The following is a 16,305-nucleotide window of genomic DNA, read 5'->3' as shown; positions in this document are numbered from 1 at the left end:
CCTGAACGCTTGCGGGAGGGGGACGGCTCGCTCCCGGTCGTCCCCTCCTGGAAAAGTCGAATCCGGCGGCAACCTTTCCGGCTTCGGCGGCCACCAGGAGGTGCAACGTCGACTCGGTCAAGCGAACGGATGGGCATGAGGACAACGAAACACGGCACCCCGCGGCGGCCTGGGCCGGCCGGTGGCGTTCCGCTGCTTCTGCTCGCCGTCGGTGTCCTGGTCTGCCTGGTCGTCGTGCTCCTGCCGGGGAGCAGGGCGGACGCCGGGCATACCGCCGAGGCGTCCGTGACAGCCACTGCGGCGAGCGTTCCCGCGGCCGGGTCGCCGACCGCGACGGCCGACCCCGCGACGGCCGACCCCGCTACAGCGGGCCCCACGCCGGTCGGCTCCACAGCGGCCGGCCCTACGACGGATGCGGCCCGGTCGCCGGCCGTGAGTCCGCCGCCGTCGGCCGGCAGTACCCCGGCCCCGTCCGCCTCCAGCAGCGCGCTCAAGGCCTCGGCGGCCCCTTCGGCCGGACGGATCAGACCCGCCGTCAGCTACCAGGGGGTGGCGACCGCCTATGAGGCGGGCGACGGCAGCGGTGCCTGCCTCTACGGCCCGTCCGGCGATCTCATGATCGCGGCGATGAACCACGCCGACTACGAGACGGCCACGGCGTGCGGCGCGTACGTGCTGGTCCGCGCCGCCAACGGAGCCTCCGTCACCGTGCGGATCGTCAACGAGTGCCCGCTGCCGTGCGCACCCGGTCAACTCGACCTCAGCCGACAGGCGTTCGCCAGGCTCGCGGAGCTCTCGGCCGGTCGGATCCCGATCACCTGGACGCTGGTGAGCCCGGCCGGGTCCGACGCTCTCTCCATCCGGTACAAGACCGGGTCCAGCCGCCACTGGTGCGGCGTCCAGGTGATCGGCCACCGGAACCCGGTGGCCGGCCTGGAGGTGCGGACGACGGACGGCTGGCGGCGGCTGGCCCGTACCGACTACAACTACTTCCTCGCCGCCGACGGCAACGGGTGCGGTGGGGGGATCAGGGTGACCGACGTCTACGGGGAACAGCTGACGGTCGAAGGGATCGCCCTCGAACCCGACGTCGTGCAGCCCGCCCGGGTCCAGTTCGCCCGGCACTGACCTCGGGCGGCCTGGATTTCCGGCAGCTGTACCCCGACGGCGCCCGTGCCACCTGGGCCCGCCGCCCCCGACATCGGCCCGGACTTCCAGCCGCAGGACAGTGAAAGGCCCAACCCGGAGGGCAACGACAGGACCGACAAGCTCGCCGGAGAGGGTTTGTACCGACCGGTGTCGCCCCCCAGGGGTCAGGCGGAGGGCGCCGGGACGTAGTGGAACCAGTCGAACGCGACGGTACCGTCGGTCGCGTACATGCCGATGACGCGTCCGGTGAAGCCGGTGGCGACCTCGGTGGACAGGTAGCGCCCCTCCAGTTCGGCGAGCGGCTGCGCGTCCGGCGCGTCGGGATCGCCGAGCCAGAAGGCGATGGTGTCGGGGCCCAGGGGCTCGATGCCGGCGAGTTCGGGGGACGGGGGCACGATCTCGGTGGTACGGACCGTCACGGTGAGGGTGAGCGGGCCCGGCGGCACCGGGCGGCGGGCCACGGTCTGGCGCAGCGGGCCGATGCGCGCGACGACACGGATCTCTCCCTCACCGGCCTCCAGGTCGTAGTGGTGCGCCTCGTCCATGCGCACGCTCAGGCCGCCCCGCCCCGTGCCCGGATCGAGCAGGGCGGCGGCCCGGCAGTCGTGGTGCTGCTGGCGGCGGCCGACGAAGGTGTGGCCGGGGCGGTCGAGGGTGGGGCCGGTGGCGGTGAGGGTGAGCCAGCCGGTGCGGTCGGTCAGCGACCAGGAGCCGTCGGGACGGGCGTACGGCGAGATCCAGAGCGGCGCGAGCACGGGCGCGTCGAAGTCGTCGCGGGCGGGCAGGGCCGGGACGGGGTGCCAGGCGCCGGCGGGCGCGGGGTGGCGCTCGTGCACGGGTGCCACGACGGGCCAGCCGTTGCCGTCCCATTCCACGGAGGTGAGGAAGGTTTCGCGGCCGAGTACTTGGAAGCCGGGCGTGTAGCCCCGGGGCCGGGTGCCGAGCAGCACCATCCACCAGGTGCCGTCGGGCGCCGTGACGAGGTCGGCGTGGCCGGTGCTCTGGACGGGCCGGTCGGTGCCGCTGTGGGACAGTACGGGGTTGGCGGGTGCGCCCTCCCAGGGGCCGCGCGGCGAGCGGGCGCGGGCGACGGACACGGCATGGCCGCGTTCGGTGCCGCCCTCGGCGATCAGCAGGTACCACCAGTCGCCGATGCGGTACAGGTGCGGGGCCTCGGGCCACTTGAGGCCGGTGCCCGACCAGGTGGGGAAGGGCCCCTCCAGTACCTCGCCCTTGACCGGGTCGATCCGGACGATGTGGATGCCGGGGACGGTGAAGGCGCACCAGCAGGTGCCGTCCTCCTCCCAGGCCAGGTCCGGGTCGATCCCGGGGAGGTCGATCCACACCGGGTCCGACCAGGGGCCCTCGGGGTTTTCGGCGGTCACGATGTAGTTGCCGCCGCCGCTGACATTGGTGTTGATCACCCAGAAGAGGCCGTCGTGATGGCGGATCGTCGGGGCGTAGAGGCCGCGGGAGGCCATGCTGCCGGGCAGCGGCAGCGGCAGTTGCCCGGGGCGGTCGAGCACGTTGCCGATCTGGCGCCAGTGCACGAGGTCCTTGCTGTGGAAGACCGGCAGTCCGGGGAAGTACTCGAAGCTGGAGCACACCAGGTAGTAGTCGTCGCCGACTCGGCACACGCTCGGGTCCGGGTGGAACCCGCTGATCACGGGGTTGTCGTACGTCCGCACAGGGCGGGATCCCTTCTGAATGCCGGGCTTGCCGGTGTTGACGGTGCGGAGACTCGGCAGGTCGCACGGGTGGCGCCCGGTCGGGGCCGGTACGGGGTACCGGGCGGGTTGTCACCTGACTGACGGGACGTCCGTCCGCCGCCTCGCGACGCCGACGCCGGCCGGTTCGGCCTGATGCTGTCCCCGTCCCGCTCCACCTTCGGCCGGGGAGCGCTTGGCTGCGTCGGCGCACACCCGTCTGGTGCGGCTCGGTGGCCACGCCCTGAGGGCATCCCTCGACCGTTGTCCGGGACGCCGTGACGGAGTCGGAGCCGTTCCCTGCGGTTGCTCAGTCGAGGGCGATCGCCGTCCAGGACACCGGCGGTAGTTCGATGGTGAGGATGCCGTCGGCGAGGGTCGCGCTCGGGTTCGCGGACGGGGTCACCCGGCGCTGCTCGGCGAGGGTGTTCCGCGCGTACACGTCGGAGTCGGCGAGCGTGGTCGCCTCGGTGATCCGCGAGGAGCCGAGGCTGCGTACGTCGATCGTGACCTGCGCGGCGTCCTTCAGGTCGCGGTTGACGAGGAAGACCGCGGCCCGGTCCTCGTCGACGGTCGCGACCGCGTCGATGACGGGTGCCTCGCCGTGGCGTGCCGTTCTGTACGTCGGCGTCTCGGTCACGGGCCGGATCACCTGGCCGGAGGCGAGCCGGCTCGTGATCGAGAAGGGGTAGAAGGTCGTCTGCCGCCAGGCCGGGCCGCCGGGCTCGGTCATGATCGGCGCGATCACGTTGACGAGTTGCGCGAGCGACGCCGAGGTGACGCGGTCGCTGCGCTTGAGGAGTGTCATCAGCAGGTTGCCGACGACGACGGCATCGGCCACCGTGTACTTGTCCTCGAGCTGCCGAGGGGCATGGCGCCACTCGTCGTTGACCTCTTTGGATTCCTGGTGTTCCTTGAGGTACCAGACGTTCCACTCGTCGAAGGAGATGTTGATCTTCTTGTTCGAGCGTCTCTTGTATCCCACGTGGTCGGCGGTCGCGATGACGGTGTCGATGAAGTAGTCCATGTCGATCGCGGAGGCGAGGAAGGAGCCCAGGTCGGCGTCGTACTCCTGGTAGTACGCGTGGCAGGAGATGTAGTCGACGTGGTCGTAGGTGTGTTCGAGGACCGTGCGTTCCCAGTCGCCGAAGGTGGGCATGCCGGATCCGGAGGAGCCGCAGACGACGAGTTCGAGGTCCTTGTCGGCCATCTTCATCGCGGCGGCGGTGCGGGCGGCGATCCTGCCGTAGTCGTCGGCCGTCATGAAGCCGGTCTGCCAGGGTCCGTCCATCTCGTTGCCGAGGCACCACATGCGCACGTTGTGGGGGTCCGGTGTGCCGTTGGCGATGCGCAGGTCGGAGAGTGCGGTGCCGGACGGGTGGTTGGCGTACTCCAGCAGGTCCAGGGCGGGCAGGATGCCTCGGGTGGCGAGGTTGACCGCCAGCATCAGTTCGGAGTCGGTCAGCTTGAGCCACTTGGCGAACTCGTCGAGGCCGACCTGGTTCGATTCGAGCGAGTGCCAGGCGAGGTCGCGGCGTACCGGGCGCTTCTCACGCGGGCCGAGCGAGTCCTCCCAGCGGAAGCCGGAGACGAAGTTGCCGCCCGGGTAGCGGATGGTCGTGCTGCCGAGTTCCCGGACGAGTTCGACGACGTCCATGCGGAACCCGTCGGCGTTCGCGCTCGGGTGCTGCGGCTCGTAGAGCCCGGTGTACACGCAGCGGCCGAGGTGTTCGATGAACGAGCCGAAGGTGCGGCGTCGGACGGGGGCGATGACGGCCTGCTTGTCGAGCTCGATGTGTGCGCGGGGCAACTCGATGCTCCTTTCGATGGGATGGCGCGGGGCGTGCCGGGCGATGCCGCCGGTCAGCGGCCTGCTCCTGCCGGAGGCCCGGCAGGAGCAGGTGTGAGACGGTCCGGTGCGGATCCTGGTGCCGGGTCAGCCCTTCACGGCGCCGGTGAGACCGCCGACGATCTTCTTCTCGAAGATCGCGAAGAAGATCAGTGCGGGCAGCATGGCGAGTGAGGTGAACGCGAGGACCTTCGCGGTGTCCACGGAGTACTGCGAGGAGAAGGCCTGGACACCGAGCGGCAGGGTGAAGTTCGCTTGCGAATTGAGGATGTACAGGGGCAGGACGTAGTTGTTCCAGCTGCCGATGAACCCGAGGATTCCGACCGTCACCACACCGGGCAGTGACAGCGGGATCACCATGCGGAAGAAGAATCCCAGCCGGCTCGCCCCGTCGATCGCGGCGGCCTCCTCGATCTCGGTCGGAATGGCCCTGAGGAACGGCACCAGGATGATGACGGTCGTCGGCAGGCCGAAGGCGATCTGCGGGATGATCACGCCGAACAGGTTGTCGACGAGGCCGAGGTTCTTGACGACGATGTACAGCGGGGTGATCGCGATGACCATCGGGAACATCAGGCCGGCCGCGAACAGGGAGTACAACGCGCCCTTGAGCCTGAAGTCGTAGCGCGCCAGCACGAAGCTCACCATCAGGCCGAGGATGACGGTGCCGACGGTGCTGGCGAGCGCGACGATGACGGAGTTGGCGAATTCGCCCCAGAACGTCGCCGACTCCAGGACGCTGATGTAGTTGCTGACGACCCAGGGGTGCGGCAGGCCGGCCGGGCTCGTGCTGATCTGCGAGTTGGTGCGGAATCCACCCAGCACGATGTAGAGCACCGGTGCGACGCAGAGCCCGATGAAGACCAGCGCGACGAAATAGGTGAAGGGGCTTCCCCACTTCTCCGGCCGGTCACGATTCCCGCGACGGCGGGTGGGCGCTTTCGGCCCCCGGGAGGAGGACCAGGAGTTGGCGGTCGTCGAGCTCATCAGCGGGCCCCTTCAGTGACGGCACCCTGGAGGTCGCGGCGCAGGACGAAGCGCTGGTAGATCAGCGCGACAATGAGCGAGATCAGGAACAGCACGACCGCGATGGCGCTGCCGTAGCCGTAGTTGCCCGCGTTGCGGCCCTGGGCGACCATGTAGATCGCCATGGTCGAGGTACCCGCGGTGCCCGCGACGTACGGTCCCCAGATGATGTAGACGAGATCGAACAGCTGAAGCGAGCCGATGATCGACAGGAACGCCCAGATGCGGATCGTCGGCCCCAGCAGTGGCAGCGTGATGCGGCGCTGGACCTGCCAGTAGGAGGCGCCGTCGATCTGAGCGGCCTCGAAGAGCTCCTCGGGGATCGACTGCAGGCCGGCGAGCATCAGGATCACCGCGAAGCCGATGTACTTCCACGAGATGATGCCCATCAGCGTCCAGATGGCCAGCTTCGGGTCGGAGAGCCACTCGGCCTGCAGAAAGCCCAGGCCGACGTGCCGCAGCAGGTCGTTGACGGCGCCGTCGCTCTGGAGCATCAGGCTCCAGCCGGTGCCGACGATGACCTCGGAGATGACGTAGGGCACGAAGATCAGGATGCGGATGACGGAGCGGCCACGGATCTTCTGGTTGAGCAGGAGGGCAAGAGTGATCGCCAGCGGCCCCTGGACGACCAGTGAGAGCACCAGCACCAGGCCGGTGTGCCACAGGACTTGTTGGAACGCGGGGTCGGTGAGGATCAGCTTGTAGTTGTTCAGGCCGACCCAGTCGGTGGGCGCCCCGTAGCCGTGCCACCGGTAGAAACCGTAGTACGCGGCGAGCGCCACCGGGAAGATCACGAACGCCAGGAACATGATGATCGCCGGTCCGGACAGGAGCGCGATCTCGAGCCGCATCTTGGCACGGCCGCTGCGGCGCACAGCCGCTCGCGGCGGAGCCGGGAGCGCGGACTTGCCCGCGCCCCCGACTCCGGACGTGCCCTGCGACTGCCCGCCGATGGCCGTGTCAGTACCCAGGGGATTGCTCATCGTCTGCTACTCAGCCCTTCGCGGCAGCAGCGTTGGTGTCCTTGGCGATGTCGGCCGCGCTGCCCTTGCCGGCCAGCAGGTTCACGACGGCGGTGTTCATGGCGTTGCCGACGTTCTGGCCGTACTCGGTGTCGAGGAACATCATGGAGTAGGGGGCCTTGTTGAAGGCCTCCAGTGCCGAGACGTTGTAGGAGTCGGTGACGACCTCCTGGGCCTCCTTGTTCACCGGAATCGTGACGAAGGCCTTGGCAAAGGCCTTCTGCTGGTCCGTGGTGACGAGGAACTGGAGGAAGTCGAGAGCCTCCTTCGGCGCGTTCTTGGACAGCGAGAATCCGTCGAGGCCGCCCATGATGGCAGCCGGGTCGCCCTGGCCACCGCTCACGGCGGGGAAGGGGAACCAACCCAGGTCGGGAAGCGGCTTCTGGTCGCTGGTCAGGCTGCCGATCACACCGGGGTCCCAGTTGCCCATGAGTTCCATGCCCGCCTTGTGGTTCGCGATCATGCCCGCCGACGACCCGGCACCCTGCTGCGCCGAGGTGGTCAGGAAGCCCTTCTGGAAGGGGTCGACCTTCAGGAACGAGGCCAGGTCTTCGCCGGCCTTGGTCCAGCACGGATCGGTGAACGCCAGCGACTGGGCGGCCTTCTTCATGGTGTCCTGGCTGCACTCGCGCAGGGCGAAGTTGTAGTACCAGTGAGCGGCCGGCCAGGCGTCCTTGGCGCCGACCGCGATCGGCGCGACGTCGATCGCCTTCAGCTTCGCGACAGCGGCCCCGAGCTCGTCCATCGTCGTCGGCGTCGAGCCGATGCCGGCCTTCTGGAACAGGTCCTTGCTGTAGTAGATGCCCTCGGGCTGCGTGTCGACCGGCATCGCGTAGACCTTGCCGTCGATCGAGTAGCCCGCGAGGGCTGCGGCGCCCGCGTTCTTCTTGTCGGCGTCGGTCAGGTTCAGCACCTGGACCTGACCGGCCTGGACCATGGCCTGCATCTTGCCGCCGCCGCGCTGCAGGAAGATGTCCGGCGCGGAGCTCGAGTTGAGCGCGGTCTGCAGCTTGCCGTCGAAGTCCTCGTTCTGGACCGTCTGGACCTCGATCGTGACGTTCGGGTGCAGCGACTGGTACGCCGCCACGGCGGTCTTCCAGTACTCGGCACCGGGCCCGGGCTGCGCGTTCTCCCAGAAGGTCAACGTGACCTTGCCGTCGGACGAACCGCCGCCACCGCCGTCGCTGCCGCCGGCACAGCCGGTGACGGCGAGTGCGATGCCCAGGCCGATCACGGCAGCCGTCGCGCTGCGTATTTTCCTCGTCATCATGGAAACTCCCTGACCAGTCGTCAAAGCCGGAATGGTGCTGATGGTTTGCGCAAAGTAACGGCGCGTTGGGTTTCAGAGGTCTCGTGCATGCGCCGATCCGGGTGTTCGGAGCGGCAGGCCGATCGGGGTGACGGTGAGGGGTCGGCACGTGCCGTGCCGATCACCGCAACCCCTGCTTTCCGGCTCCGGGCATGCGCGTGTGGCGTGCCGGGTAGACGGGTGTGACCGTGTCTGGAGTGGTCCTGGTCACAGGGGTCGATCGCTGGAGAGTATGTGCTCAGCAGAGAGCGGCAGTCAATAACTTGTTTCCGATAAGTTCTCGAAAGTTTCGAATAAGTAACCCAGGTGGGTTTCGAAACATTTCGAAGCACGACTCCTGTGGCGGCGCGCCCCCGCTCGTTCCCGCCGGCTCGGGCCCCGGTGCCGCCGGAACTCTACGCACATCGTCGGCCGCCGCCGTGAGGTGCGACCCGCAAGCTCCCGGCAGAGCATGGAGCACATCCCCTTGACAGTAGATAGTTTTGTCTCAAAACTTATTCGACCGACGACGTGGAGGAGGTTCGGTTGTCGATCGTGATCGCCGGCGCCGGCATCGGCGGGCTTGCCGCGACCCTGAGCACGCACGAGGCCGGACACCGTGATGCGCGTGTGTCCGATCGGATCGCTGGCCTGCGCTCACCGAGGGCGGGCGGCTCTGCGCCGCCGCGTCCTGCGAGCGGTCGGCCGACGGGCGGCTTCGACCCCGCCCGGCTGGCCGCCGTCGTCCCGCCGCTGCGGCGGACGCTGACGGCCGCAGCGCGCAGGGCCGAGCACCTGCCGGAGATCCCCGACGCACAGATCGAGATCATCCGGGTCCTGCCGCAGGGCACCGCCATGACCCCCGGCGAGCTTGCCGCGCAGTTGGACCTGAGCCGCCCCACGGTCAGCAACCTGCTGCGTTCCATGGAGTCCGCCGGTCTGGTCACCCGCAGCCCGCGCGCCGAGGACCGCCGCCAGGTGCGGGTCTCCGTCTCCGCGAAGGCGCTTGACCTGTTCGAACGCTTTGACCGCGCCGGCACCGCGTTGGTCACCGGCGCGGCCGCGACCCTGCCTGCTGCGGACCGGCGAGCACTGGCCGCCGCCCTCCCCGCACTGGAACGCCTGCGCGACGCCATCGCCGCTCAACGGTCGGCCGCCCCGCCCCGCGCCTGAAGAGAGGTCTCCCTCGCGCGCGTGTGGGAGGCGTTCGTCAGGGAGTACTTGCCCGTCGACGCTCCGGAGACGGGCGGCGAGCCCGGCATCGACGTAGGGTCGGTGACTTCCAGGAACACGCGATGTCCCCGGGTGCCGGCGCCCGCGCGGCCGCGTACGTGTAGGCCTCGATCGACGGCCGCACCTTCTGGGGCGTGGCCCGGACTCCAGCATCGTCACCGCCTCCCTCAAGGCGGTCATGTCTGCCGTCGACCGCATCCTCCGCGAGAAGACCTGACGACTTGTCAGTGTCATCGTGAGGCCCGGCCGGCGGGGCGGCGGAGATCGCGGAAGGGTGCGTGCGGCACGTCGCCCGGGGGACCTGTTGCAGACCCGGCTGCTCGCCCGCCACGGCCTCGACATCGCGGCGGGCGCAGGCCCGACGAGAAGCCGGCGAGGTCGCGGAATCCCGCACCGGATCGGGCCAGCCGGTACTGCGCCCGGAACCGGCCTGCCTATCCCTCATCGACCTCCTGGTCGACGGCTTCGTTGGCGCGGTCGATCTCGGCCATGTGCTCCTCCGCCCAGGTCCGCAGCCCGGCAAGCGCGGCTTCCAGGGACAGCCCGAGTCCGGTGAGTCGGTAGAAGACCCGCGGCGGCACGGTCGGTTCGACCCGACGCGCCACCAGTCCGTCGCGGGTCAGGCTTCGCAGTGTCACGGACAGCATCTTCTGCGAGACGCCGGGCATCCGGCGTCTCAGCTCCGCGAAGCGCACCTCGTCCGGTGCGGCATCGGCGAGCGTCTTGACGGCCATGGACGTCCACTTCGTACCGATGCGGTCCAGCAACTGCCGCGTCGGGCAGTAGGGATCGAACAGATCGCCGCGTACCCCACGACCGGCGGCCCGGGCTCCTCGGGTGGTCACCTGCGGCTCACCACCTTCCCTGAAAGTGCCGTCTAGGAAGCGGTCGGACAGTTACCTATCGTTCTGTGGTCACCAATGGTAACCAGTCGGAGGAGCCGTCATGCCCGTCACCACCGCACACCAACTGCACCGCATCGCCACGAACGGCGTCCAACTCAACGTCGCGATCGCCGGGGACGGGCCCGCGGTTCTCCTGCTGCACGGCTTCCCGCACACCTGGCAACTCTGGAGCGGCATCATGGGCCGACTGGCCGGACGGTACCGGGTCATCGCCCCGGACCTGCGAGGCTTCGGTGCCAGTGAACGTGCCGTCGAGGGTTACGACGCGGGCACCCTGGCCGCCGACGTCGAAGGGCTGCTCGACGCACTCGGCGAGCCCTCAGCAGCGGTGGTCGGCATCGACGCGGGCACCGCTCCCGCCGTCCTGCTCGCGCTGCGCCGGCCCGCCCTCGTCCGGCGGCTGGTCGTGATGGAGGCACTGCTCGGCCGCCTGTCCGGAGTCGAACTCGTCGCGGGCGGCGCTCCGTGGTGGTTCGGGTTCCACGCCGTCCCCGGCCTCGCCGAGACCGTCCTGGCCGGAAACGAGGCCCCGTACATCGACTTCTTCCTAGACTCGGGGACCCTCGGGCGAGGAGTGCCCGACGACATCCGCGCGGCTTTCGTTCACGCGTACACCGGGAGCGAGGCCCTTCGCTGTGCGTTCTCCTACTACCGGGCCCTGCCCACCAGCGCGCAGCAGCTCCAGGACGCCGTCGCGACGGCTCGGCTGACCATGCCCACCATGGCCGTCGGCTCGCACCCCGTCGGCACCGGGCTGGAACGCCAACTCCGTCCCATCGCCGATGACCTGGTCGGACACCGACTCCAGGACTGTGGCCACATCATCCCCCTCGACCGCCCCGACGCATTGTTCGCGCTCCTTGCTCCCTTCCTGTCCGCCGATCTGCCGAAGTGACGGGAGCGGGGCCGAGGATCACGGTCGGCGGGTCGGGTGTCCGTCCCGGTGGTGGGTTGTCCAGGACCGCCGGATCAGGCGGCGCAGGGTGATGACTGTGCCGGCCAGTTGCTCCCGCATCGCCTCTCTCGGCAGGTCTCGGCCAGCTGCGCCAGCTCCCGGTCGAAGTCCAGGTCCGGCAGGGCGTAGACGTGCAAGGCACGGGCGCCGTCGGGCCACGGGCGGCCCTGGAACTTCAGGACGAACCTCCCCATGATCGTTATGCTCCGTTCAGTCGGCGGGGGCACTGTGCGAGGGGCGGAGATCCGTGGAACCCCTCTGCGGCGGCAGGCAGGTTCCTCATCGGTGGCGCGAGCGGGAGACCCGTGGGAGGCTGCCCAATCCGAGGCGATGCCAGGCCTGACGGGCAGGGACGTGCTGCGGTCAGCAGTACGGCATCGACCCGCGGCATGTCGGCTTCTCGTTCGGCTGCTCCCGCTCTCGTCGCGCCGGCCGAGGGCTCAGCCAGCGCGGGTACATGCCACCGGCTACCGGGTTCGGTGGGTGGTGTTGTGGTCGTGCCATCGGAACACGAGTCGACTGCACGCGCTTCGAACAGGTCATGGCCGAGGGACGACTGACCTGGTCAGTCCCCGAAAAACCACAGATACAGGTGCTGCCCGCGCTCGACGACCTGGCACAGCTCACGGGTCCGCCCGAACCAGTCACCGCCCAACTCGGCAGGAAGCCGGTCGAGTTCCGCCAGCAGCAGCGGCACCTGCCGCTGGTTGAAGAACGCATCCCCCTACGGCGTCAGGGCCCAGAGCATCGGGAACTCCGGCGGATCCAGATCCACGAGGCCGGCCGTCCACCCCACGTCGGCCTCGGCGCGTGCCACGACGTTCCCGCTGTCACCTCGCACCGCCAAATTGATCACCCGCAGAGCCTGTCGGCGCCCACCTGGAATTCTCCACGGACGGCCGGTTTGACTGTCACGCTCGGTGACGAACGCGTGGGCCGGCCGAGGCCGCATGTCGCCCGCTCGGCATGGGGTGGGCGCGGCTGTCGGGTGCCATTGGGGAAAGAGGGAGACATGCTTGACGGTTCATCACCTCTGCGCTTCACTGATCTGTCCGAGTCGTACGACGGGTGTCCCGCAGCGGCGCGACGCTCTCAGGGAGCCACGATGAACGGCACGCACAGTGTCGACAGCACGCGACCGGTCCACAGGGGAAGTGCCTTCCGATGCCCCAGCGCAGGGCCGCGTGATCGGGAGTGCTGACCGCGCTCTGGTCCGGACTCGGCAGCAAGGTCACGGAACGGTGGGCCACGCTGCTGGTGTCCCCGGCACTGGCCTTCTGGCTGGGCGGTGCGCTGGCGTGGGCACTCGGACGGAGCGGTCCTGACGGCTACGACGGGTGGTGGCGACGGCTCGGTGGCATGTGGGACCGGTCGCTCGGCGCGCTGCCCACGGCCACCCAGGCGCTGGCGGTGGTCGTAGGGCTCCTCGCGGTCGCGGCCTCGACACGACTGGCGGAGGCGCTCACCTTCGGTGTCCTGCGGACCCTGGAAGGCTACTGGCCGCGCTGGGCGGGGCCGGCCAGGACGGCACTGACCTCCCTCCGGAGCGGGAGGATCGACCGAAGGACGGCACGGTGGCGGGAACTCGCCCGGCGCCGCAACCAGTTGACGCCACCGGAGTACGCGGAGTACACGGCGCTCAACGCCTGGCGGGCATCGGTGCCACCCACACCGCGGGACCGGATGCCGACCGCCCTGGGTGACGTCCTGCGGGCCGCCGAGTCGCGACCGCGGCACCGCTACGGCCTCGACGCGGTCGTCTGCTGGCCGCGGCTCTGGCTGACCATGCCCGAGCAGGCGCGCACGGAGGTCGCGGCGGCCCGCGCCCGGTTGGACGAGGGCGCCCGTCTGTGGCTCTGGAGCCTGCTGTTCGCCCTCTGGACGGTGTTCAGCTGGTGGGCGCTGCCGGTGGCGGCCGTGGGCATGCTGGTGGGGTACCGGATGGCCCTGGCCGCGGCGGCGGGCTACGGCCAACTGCTCCAGACCTGCTTCGACCTCTACCGCCGCTCCCTGTACGAGGGGCTCGGCTGGAGTCAACCGGCGGACGCCGCACAGGAGTTCGCCATGGGGCGGAGCCTGACAGCCTTCCTGGAACGCGGCCCCGTCCTCGACCCACCGACCGGCGGAGCCCCGTGACCCGGGGCAAGGTCCGCGAGGCCGAGCAACTGCTGGGGCTGAAGCCCGTCCCGCGGGTGCCGCTCCGGTTCCGCCGCACGTTCACCAGGGCGGGGCACGTCCTGGTGGACTACACGCTCTGGAAACCGTCGGCTCCCCGCCGACTCGCCGACCTGCTGGACGGCGTGCTCTCGCACCCGCGCTTCGCGGACTGCGCCCCGGAGTTCCGCGTCGCCGTCCTCACCCGCGCAGGGCTCGCCCACAGTTGGTGCGCGGTCGGCGACAACAGCGCCGAAGCGACGACGACCGCGCGCAGCCTGCTGACCGAAGGGCTGCGGCTCGCTCCGGCCGCGAGCGCCGACGAGGCCTGGCTGCACTATGCCCTCGCCCACCACCTCCACGGCAGGTACGGGCGCACCCACGAGCCTGCCCTGCTCCCGGCCGCGCTCGACCACGCGAGGCGCGCAGTCGCGTACACCGGCGAGGACCGGCAGCTCGTGGCGCTGTGCCGGTCCAGACTGGCAGCGGTGCTGCTCACGCAGTACCGCGAGGACGGCGGGACCGGCGTGCTGGCGCAGGCGCTCGGCCACGCGGAGCAGGCGGTGGCGGAGGGCGGCGACTCCCCGATCGGCGACCGAATGGGGTACAACCTGGCCGAGGCGCTGTCCGCCCGGTACGACGCCTACGGCAGCCTCGACGACCTTGACCGCGCCATCGACCTGTTCGAGCGACTGCGCACCTCCCGCACGTTCCGGACGCTGCCGGTGGTCGGCAACCCGTTCCCCGGCACCCTCGGCACGCTGCTGCGCCGCAAGTACCTGCGCACCCGGGAACCCGAGGTGCTCGACCGGGCCGTACGCATGCTGGAGTCCGTCGTCGGCGACGGCCCAGCCCCCGACCCGGTCAGCATGGCGAACCTGGGCAACGCCCTGCTGACGCGCTACGAGAACTTCGGCGACCGCGAGGACCTCCTCCGGGCGGTGGACCTGCAGCTGAGAGTGGTCGACCTCCGCAGGAGCGGAAGCCGGGAGCAGGCCGTCGCCCACAACAACGCCGGCAACGCCCTGACCGCGGCCTGGCAGGACACCGGCGACGACCGGCTGGGTCGGGCCGCGCTGGCCAGCTACCGAACGGCCCTCGACTGCACCGCAGAGGACGCGCCCGAGCGGGCGTCTCGTGCCTACAACCTCGGCTCGCTCCTGGAGACGATGCAGACGACGGCCGCCCTCGACGGCCGCGACAGTGAGAGCGCGGTGTCGGCGGCGGATGTGGCCGCTGCCTACCGGGACGCCGTCCGCAGCGGCGGCGACACCTGCCTCGAATGGGCGCTCGCGGCGGCCCACCGCTGGGGGAGATGGGCTGCCACGCGCGGGAGTTGGACGGAGGCCGCCGAGGCGTACACCGACGCGCTCGACGCCGCCCACCAGTTGTTCCGGGTCCAGTTGTTGCGCGAGGAGAAGGAGGCGTGGCTCGCCGACGTCCAGGGCCTGCCGGCCGAGGCGGCAGTCGCCCTGGTCCGGGCGGGCCGGACGGTGGAAGCCGTCGTCGCGCTGGAAGCGGGCCGGGCCCTGCTGCTGTCCGAGGCCCTCGAACCGGGCCGTGCCGACCTCGGACGGCTGGCCGCCACGGGCCACCGCACGGAGGCCGAGCACTACGAGGCAGCGACCCGGTCGCTGGACGCCGCGATGAGGGTCGGCGCCGGGCCCACCGTGCTGCGCGCGCACCGGGAGGCCGTTGACGAGGCGGTCGCCCGGATCAGGGCGCTGGACGGCCACGAGGGCTTCCTCGCCCTGCCCGGCTTCGCCGACGTGTGCCGGGCCGTCCCCGTGGGCGCGGTGCTGGTGTACCTGGCATCGGCGGAGTCCGGCGGCGTCGCCCTCGTGGTGGACGGGGCCGGGCAGGCCACCGCGGTCGACCTGCCGGCCGCCACCCGTGCGGCAGTGGAACGACGTGCGCGCGCTCTGCTGGACAACCGTCCCTCGACGGGGGGCACCACGGGCGTCTGGCGGGGTGCCCTCGACGCGGTCACCCGCTGGGCCTGGTCGGCGCTGCTCGCGCCCGCCCTGCCCGCGACCGGAGAGGCCGAGCACCTCGTCCTCGTTCCTTCCGGGCTGATCGGCATGCTGCCGCTGCACGCCGCCTGGCGGCCGGACCCGGGCACCCCGACCGGCCGGTACCACCTGCTCGACGAACGGGCCGTCAGTTACACGCCCAACGCACGCGCACTCGCCGTCACCGCCCGCGCCGCCGGCCGCACCTTCCGCAGCCGGCTGCTCGTCGTCGCCGATCCCGGTCCGGGCAGCCGGCCCACCATCGGCTATGCACGGACCGAGACCGCCTGGGTCCGGCAGTGGTTCGCGGAGAGCAGGGTCCTCGCCGGTCCGGACGCCACCGCGGACGCCGTGCTGACAGCCCTCGCCGCCGCAGACGCCGAGGTGCACCACGTCATCTGCCACGGCCGACCCGACCCCGGCGACCCGCTCCGCAGTGCGCTGGTCATGGCCGGGGACCGCGATCTGACCCTCCGCGAGGTGCTGGCGGTCCGATCGTCGCACGGTGTGCCCGTCGGAGCCCGGATGGCGGTCCTCTCGGTGTGCGACACCGACCGGCCCGGCGCGGCGCTGCCGGATGAGGCGGTATCCCTGCCGACCGGACTGATCCAGGCCGGGTTCGCCGGTGTGGTGGCCAGCCAGTGGGCGGTGCGCAGCGAAGCCGCGAGCCTGGTGATGGCGCGCTTCTATCAGCTGTGGCAGGGCGAAGGACTCGGGCCCGCCCAAGCGCTGCGCCAGGCACAGCTGTGGCTGCGGGACTCGACGAACCGGGAGAAGATCGAGGACCTCTCGGCGGCCCCGGTCCCCGACCCCGCGGACGAGGACGCGGCAGGCCTGATCAGGGCGCTCCGGTTGCGCGACCTGGATGAACGTTCCTACGGCCGCGCGGACGTCTGGGCGGTGTTCGGGTTCCACGGGTCCTGAAGCAATGGGGGGATCCCCATCCGGAAAGATTTATGACGGATCATCAGTTGAGATTCCGCCCTGCCGCTACGATGTGGCTGGA

General features: G+C 70.4%; 13 protein-coding genes. 5 read left to right on the top strand and 8 right to left on the bottom strand.

Annotated features, from left to right (window positions below; all coding sequences use genetic code 11):
* Window positions 1-432: 432 nt before the first annotated feature.
* The gene (locus ACFUK0_RS02560) at window positions 433-1,128 is read left to right on the top strand and encodes an expansin EXLX1 family cellulose-binding protein (protein WP_380246163.1); all 696 of its coding nucleotides are present in this window, start codon (window positions 433-435) and stop codon (window positions 1,126-1,128) included.
* A gap of 185 nt (window positions 1,129-1,313) precedes the next feature.
* On the opposite strand, the gene ACFUK0_RS02555 is transcribed toward ACFUK0_RS02560, so the two are convergent.
* The 5 genes from ACFUK0_RS02555 to ACFUK0_RS02535 all read right to left on the bottom strand — a co-directional run bounded on the left by ACFUK0_RS02555 (window position 1,314) and on the right by ACFUK0_RS02535 (window position 8,022).
* Window positions 1,314-2,837, bottom strand: a complete 1,524-nt coding sequence (locus tag ACFUK0_RS02555; protein ID WP_380246162.1) for a glycoside hydrolase family 43 protein — start codon at window positions 2,835-2,837, stop codon at window positions 1,314-1,316.
* A gap of 328 nt (window positions 2,838-3,165) precedes the next feature.
* The gene (locus tag ACFUK0_RS02550) at window positions 3,166-4,665 is read right to left on the bottom strand and encodes an alpha-N-arabinofuranosidase (RefSeq protein ID WP_380246161.1); all 1,500 of its coding nucleotides are present in this window, start codon (window positions 4,663-4,665) and stop codon (window positions 3,166-3,168) included.
* Between the two features lie 126 nt (window positions 4,666-4,791).
* Window positions 4,792-5,691, bottom strand: coding sequence for a carbohydrate ABC transporter permease (locus ACFUK0_RS02545; RefSeq protein WP_380246160.1), 900 nt, complete (start codon window positions 5,689-5,691; stop codon window positions 4,792-4,794).
* The gene (locus tag ACFUK0_RS02540) at window positions 5,691-6,581 is read right to left on the bottom strand and encodes a carbohydrate ABC transporter permease (protein WP_380246159.1); all 891 of its coding nucleotides are present in this window, start codon (window positions 6,579-6,581) and stop codon (window positions 5,691-5,693) included. Before ACFUK0_RS02540 ends, ACFUK0_RS02545 begins: the two co-directional genes overlap by 1 nt.
* Window positions 6,582-6,723: 142 nt before the next feature.
* On the bottom strand, window positions 6,724-8,022 hold the full coding sequence (locus tag ACFUK0_RS02535) for an extracellular solute-binding protein (protein ID WP_380246158.1): 1,299 nt from the start codon (window positions 8,020-8,022) through the stop codon (window positions 6,724-6,726).
* Between the two features lie 573 nt (window positions 8,023-8,595).
* Between ACFUK0_RS02535 and ACFUK0_RS02530 the strand changes: the two genes are divergently transcribed.
* Window positions 8,596-9,213 carry a MarR family transcriptional regulator gene (locus tag ACFUK0_RS02530; protein ID WP_380246157.1) on the top strand — a complete coding sequence of 206 codons (618 nt, stop codon included), beginning with the start codon at window positions 8,596-8,598 and terminating at the stop codon, window positions 9,211-9,213.
* A gap of 494 nt (window positions 9,214-9,707) precedes the next feature.
* On the opposite strand, the gene ACFUK0_RS02525 is transcribed toward ACFUK0_RS02530, so the two are convergent.
* The gene (locus ACFUK0_RS02525; protein ID WP_380246156.1) at window positions 9,708-10,118 is read right to left on the bottom strand and encodes a winged helix-turn-helix transcriptional regulator; all 411 of its coding nucleotides are present in this window, start codon (window positions 10,116-10,118) and stop codon (window positions 9,708-9,710) included.
* 100 nt (window positions 10,119-10,218) lie between these two features.
* Between ACFUK0_RS02525 and ACFUK0_RS02520 the strand changes: the two genes are divergently transcribed.
* A complete protein-coding gene (locus tag ACFUK0_RS02520; protein ID WP_380246155.1) occupies window positions 10,219-11,073 on the top strand; it encodes an alpha/beta fold hydrolase in 855 nt (284 codons plus the stop codon).
* A gap of 74 nt (window positions 11,074-11,147) precedes the next feature.
* On the opposite strand, the gene ACFUK0_RS02515 is transcribed toward ACFUK0_RS02520, so the two are convergent.
* Entirely contained in the window at window positions 11,148-11,327 is a 180-nt protein-coding gene (locus ACFUK0_RS02515; RefSeq protein ID WP_380246154.1) for a hypothetical protein, read from the bottom strand.
* Between the two features lie 371 nt (window positions 11,328-11,698).
* On the bottom strand, window positions 11,699-11,830 hold the full coding sequence (locus tag ACFUK0_RS02510; RefSeq protein ID WP_380246153.1) for a hypothetical protein: 132 nt from the start codon (window positions 11,828-11,830) through the stop codon (window positions 11,699-11,701).
* Window positions 11,831-12,327: 497 nt separating this feature from the next.
* Between ACFUK0_RS02510 and ACFUK0_RS02505 the strand changes: the two genes are divergently transcribed.
* A complete protein-coding gene (locus tag ACFUK0_RS02505; RefSeq protein ID WP_380246152.1) occupies window positions 12,328-13,269 on the top strand; it encodes a hypothetical protein in 942 nt (313 codons plus the stop codon).
* Window positions 13,266-16,223, top strand: a complete 2,958-nt coding sequence (locus ACFUK0_RS02500; RefSeq protein WP_380246151.1) for a CHAT domain-containing protein — start codon at window positions 13,266-13,268, stop codon at window positions 16,221-16,223. Before ACFUK0_RS02505 ends, ACFUK0_RS02500 begins: the two co-directional genes overlap by 4 nt.
* Window positions 16,224-16,305 lie beyond the last annotated feature (82 nt).

Source organism: Kitasatospora sp. NPDC057223, assembly GCF_042669755.1.
Taxonomy (GTDB): Bacteria; Actinomycetota; Actinomycetes; order Streptomycetales; family Streptomycetaceae; genus Kitasatospora.
The sequence above is the reverse complement of the archived record's forward strand: the minus strand, read 5'-3'. Positions and strand labels throughout refer to the sequence as shown.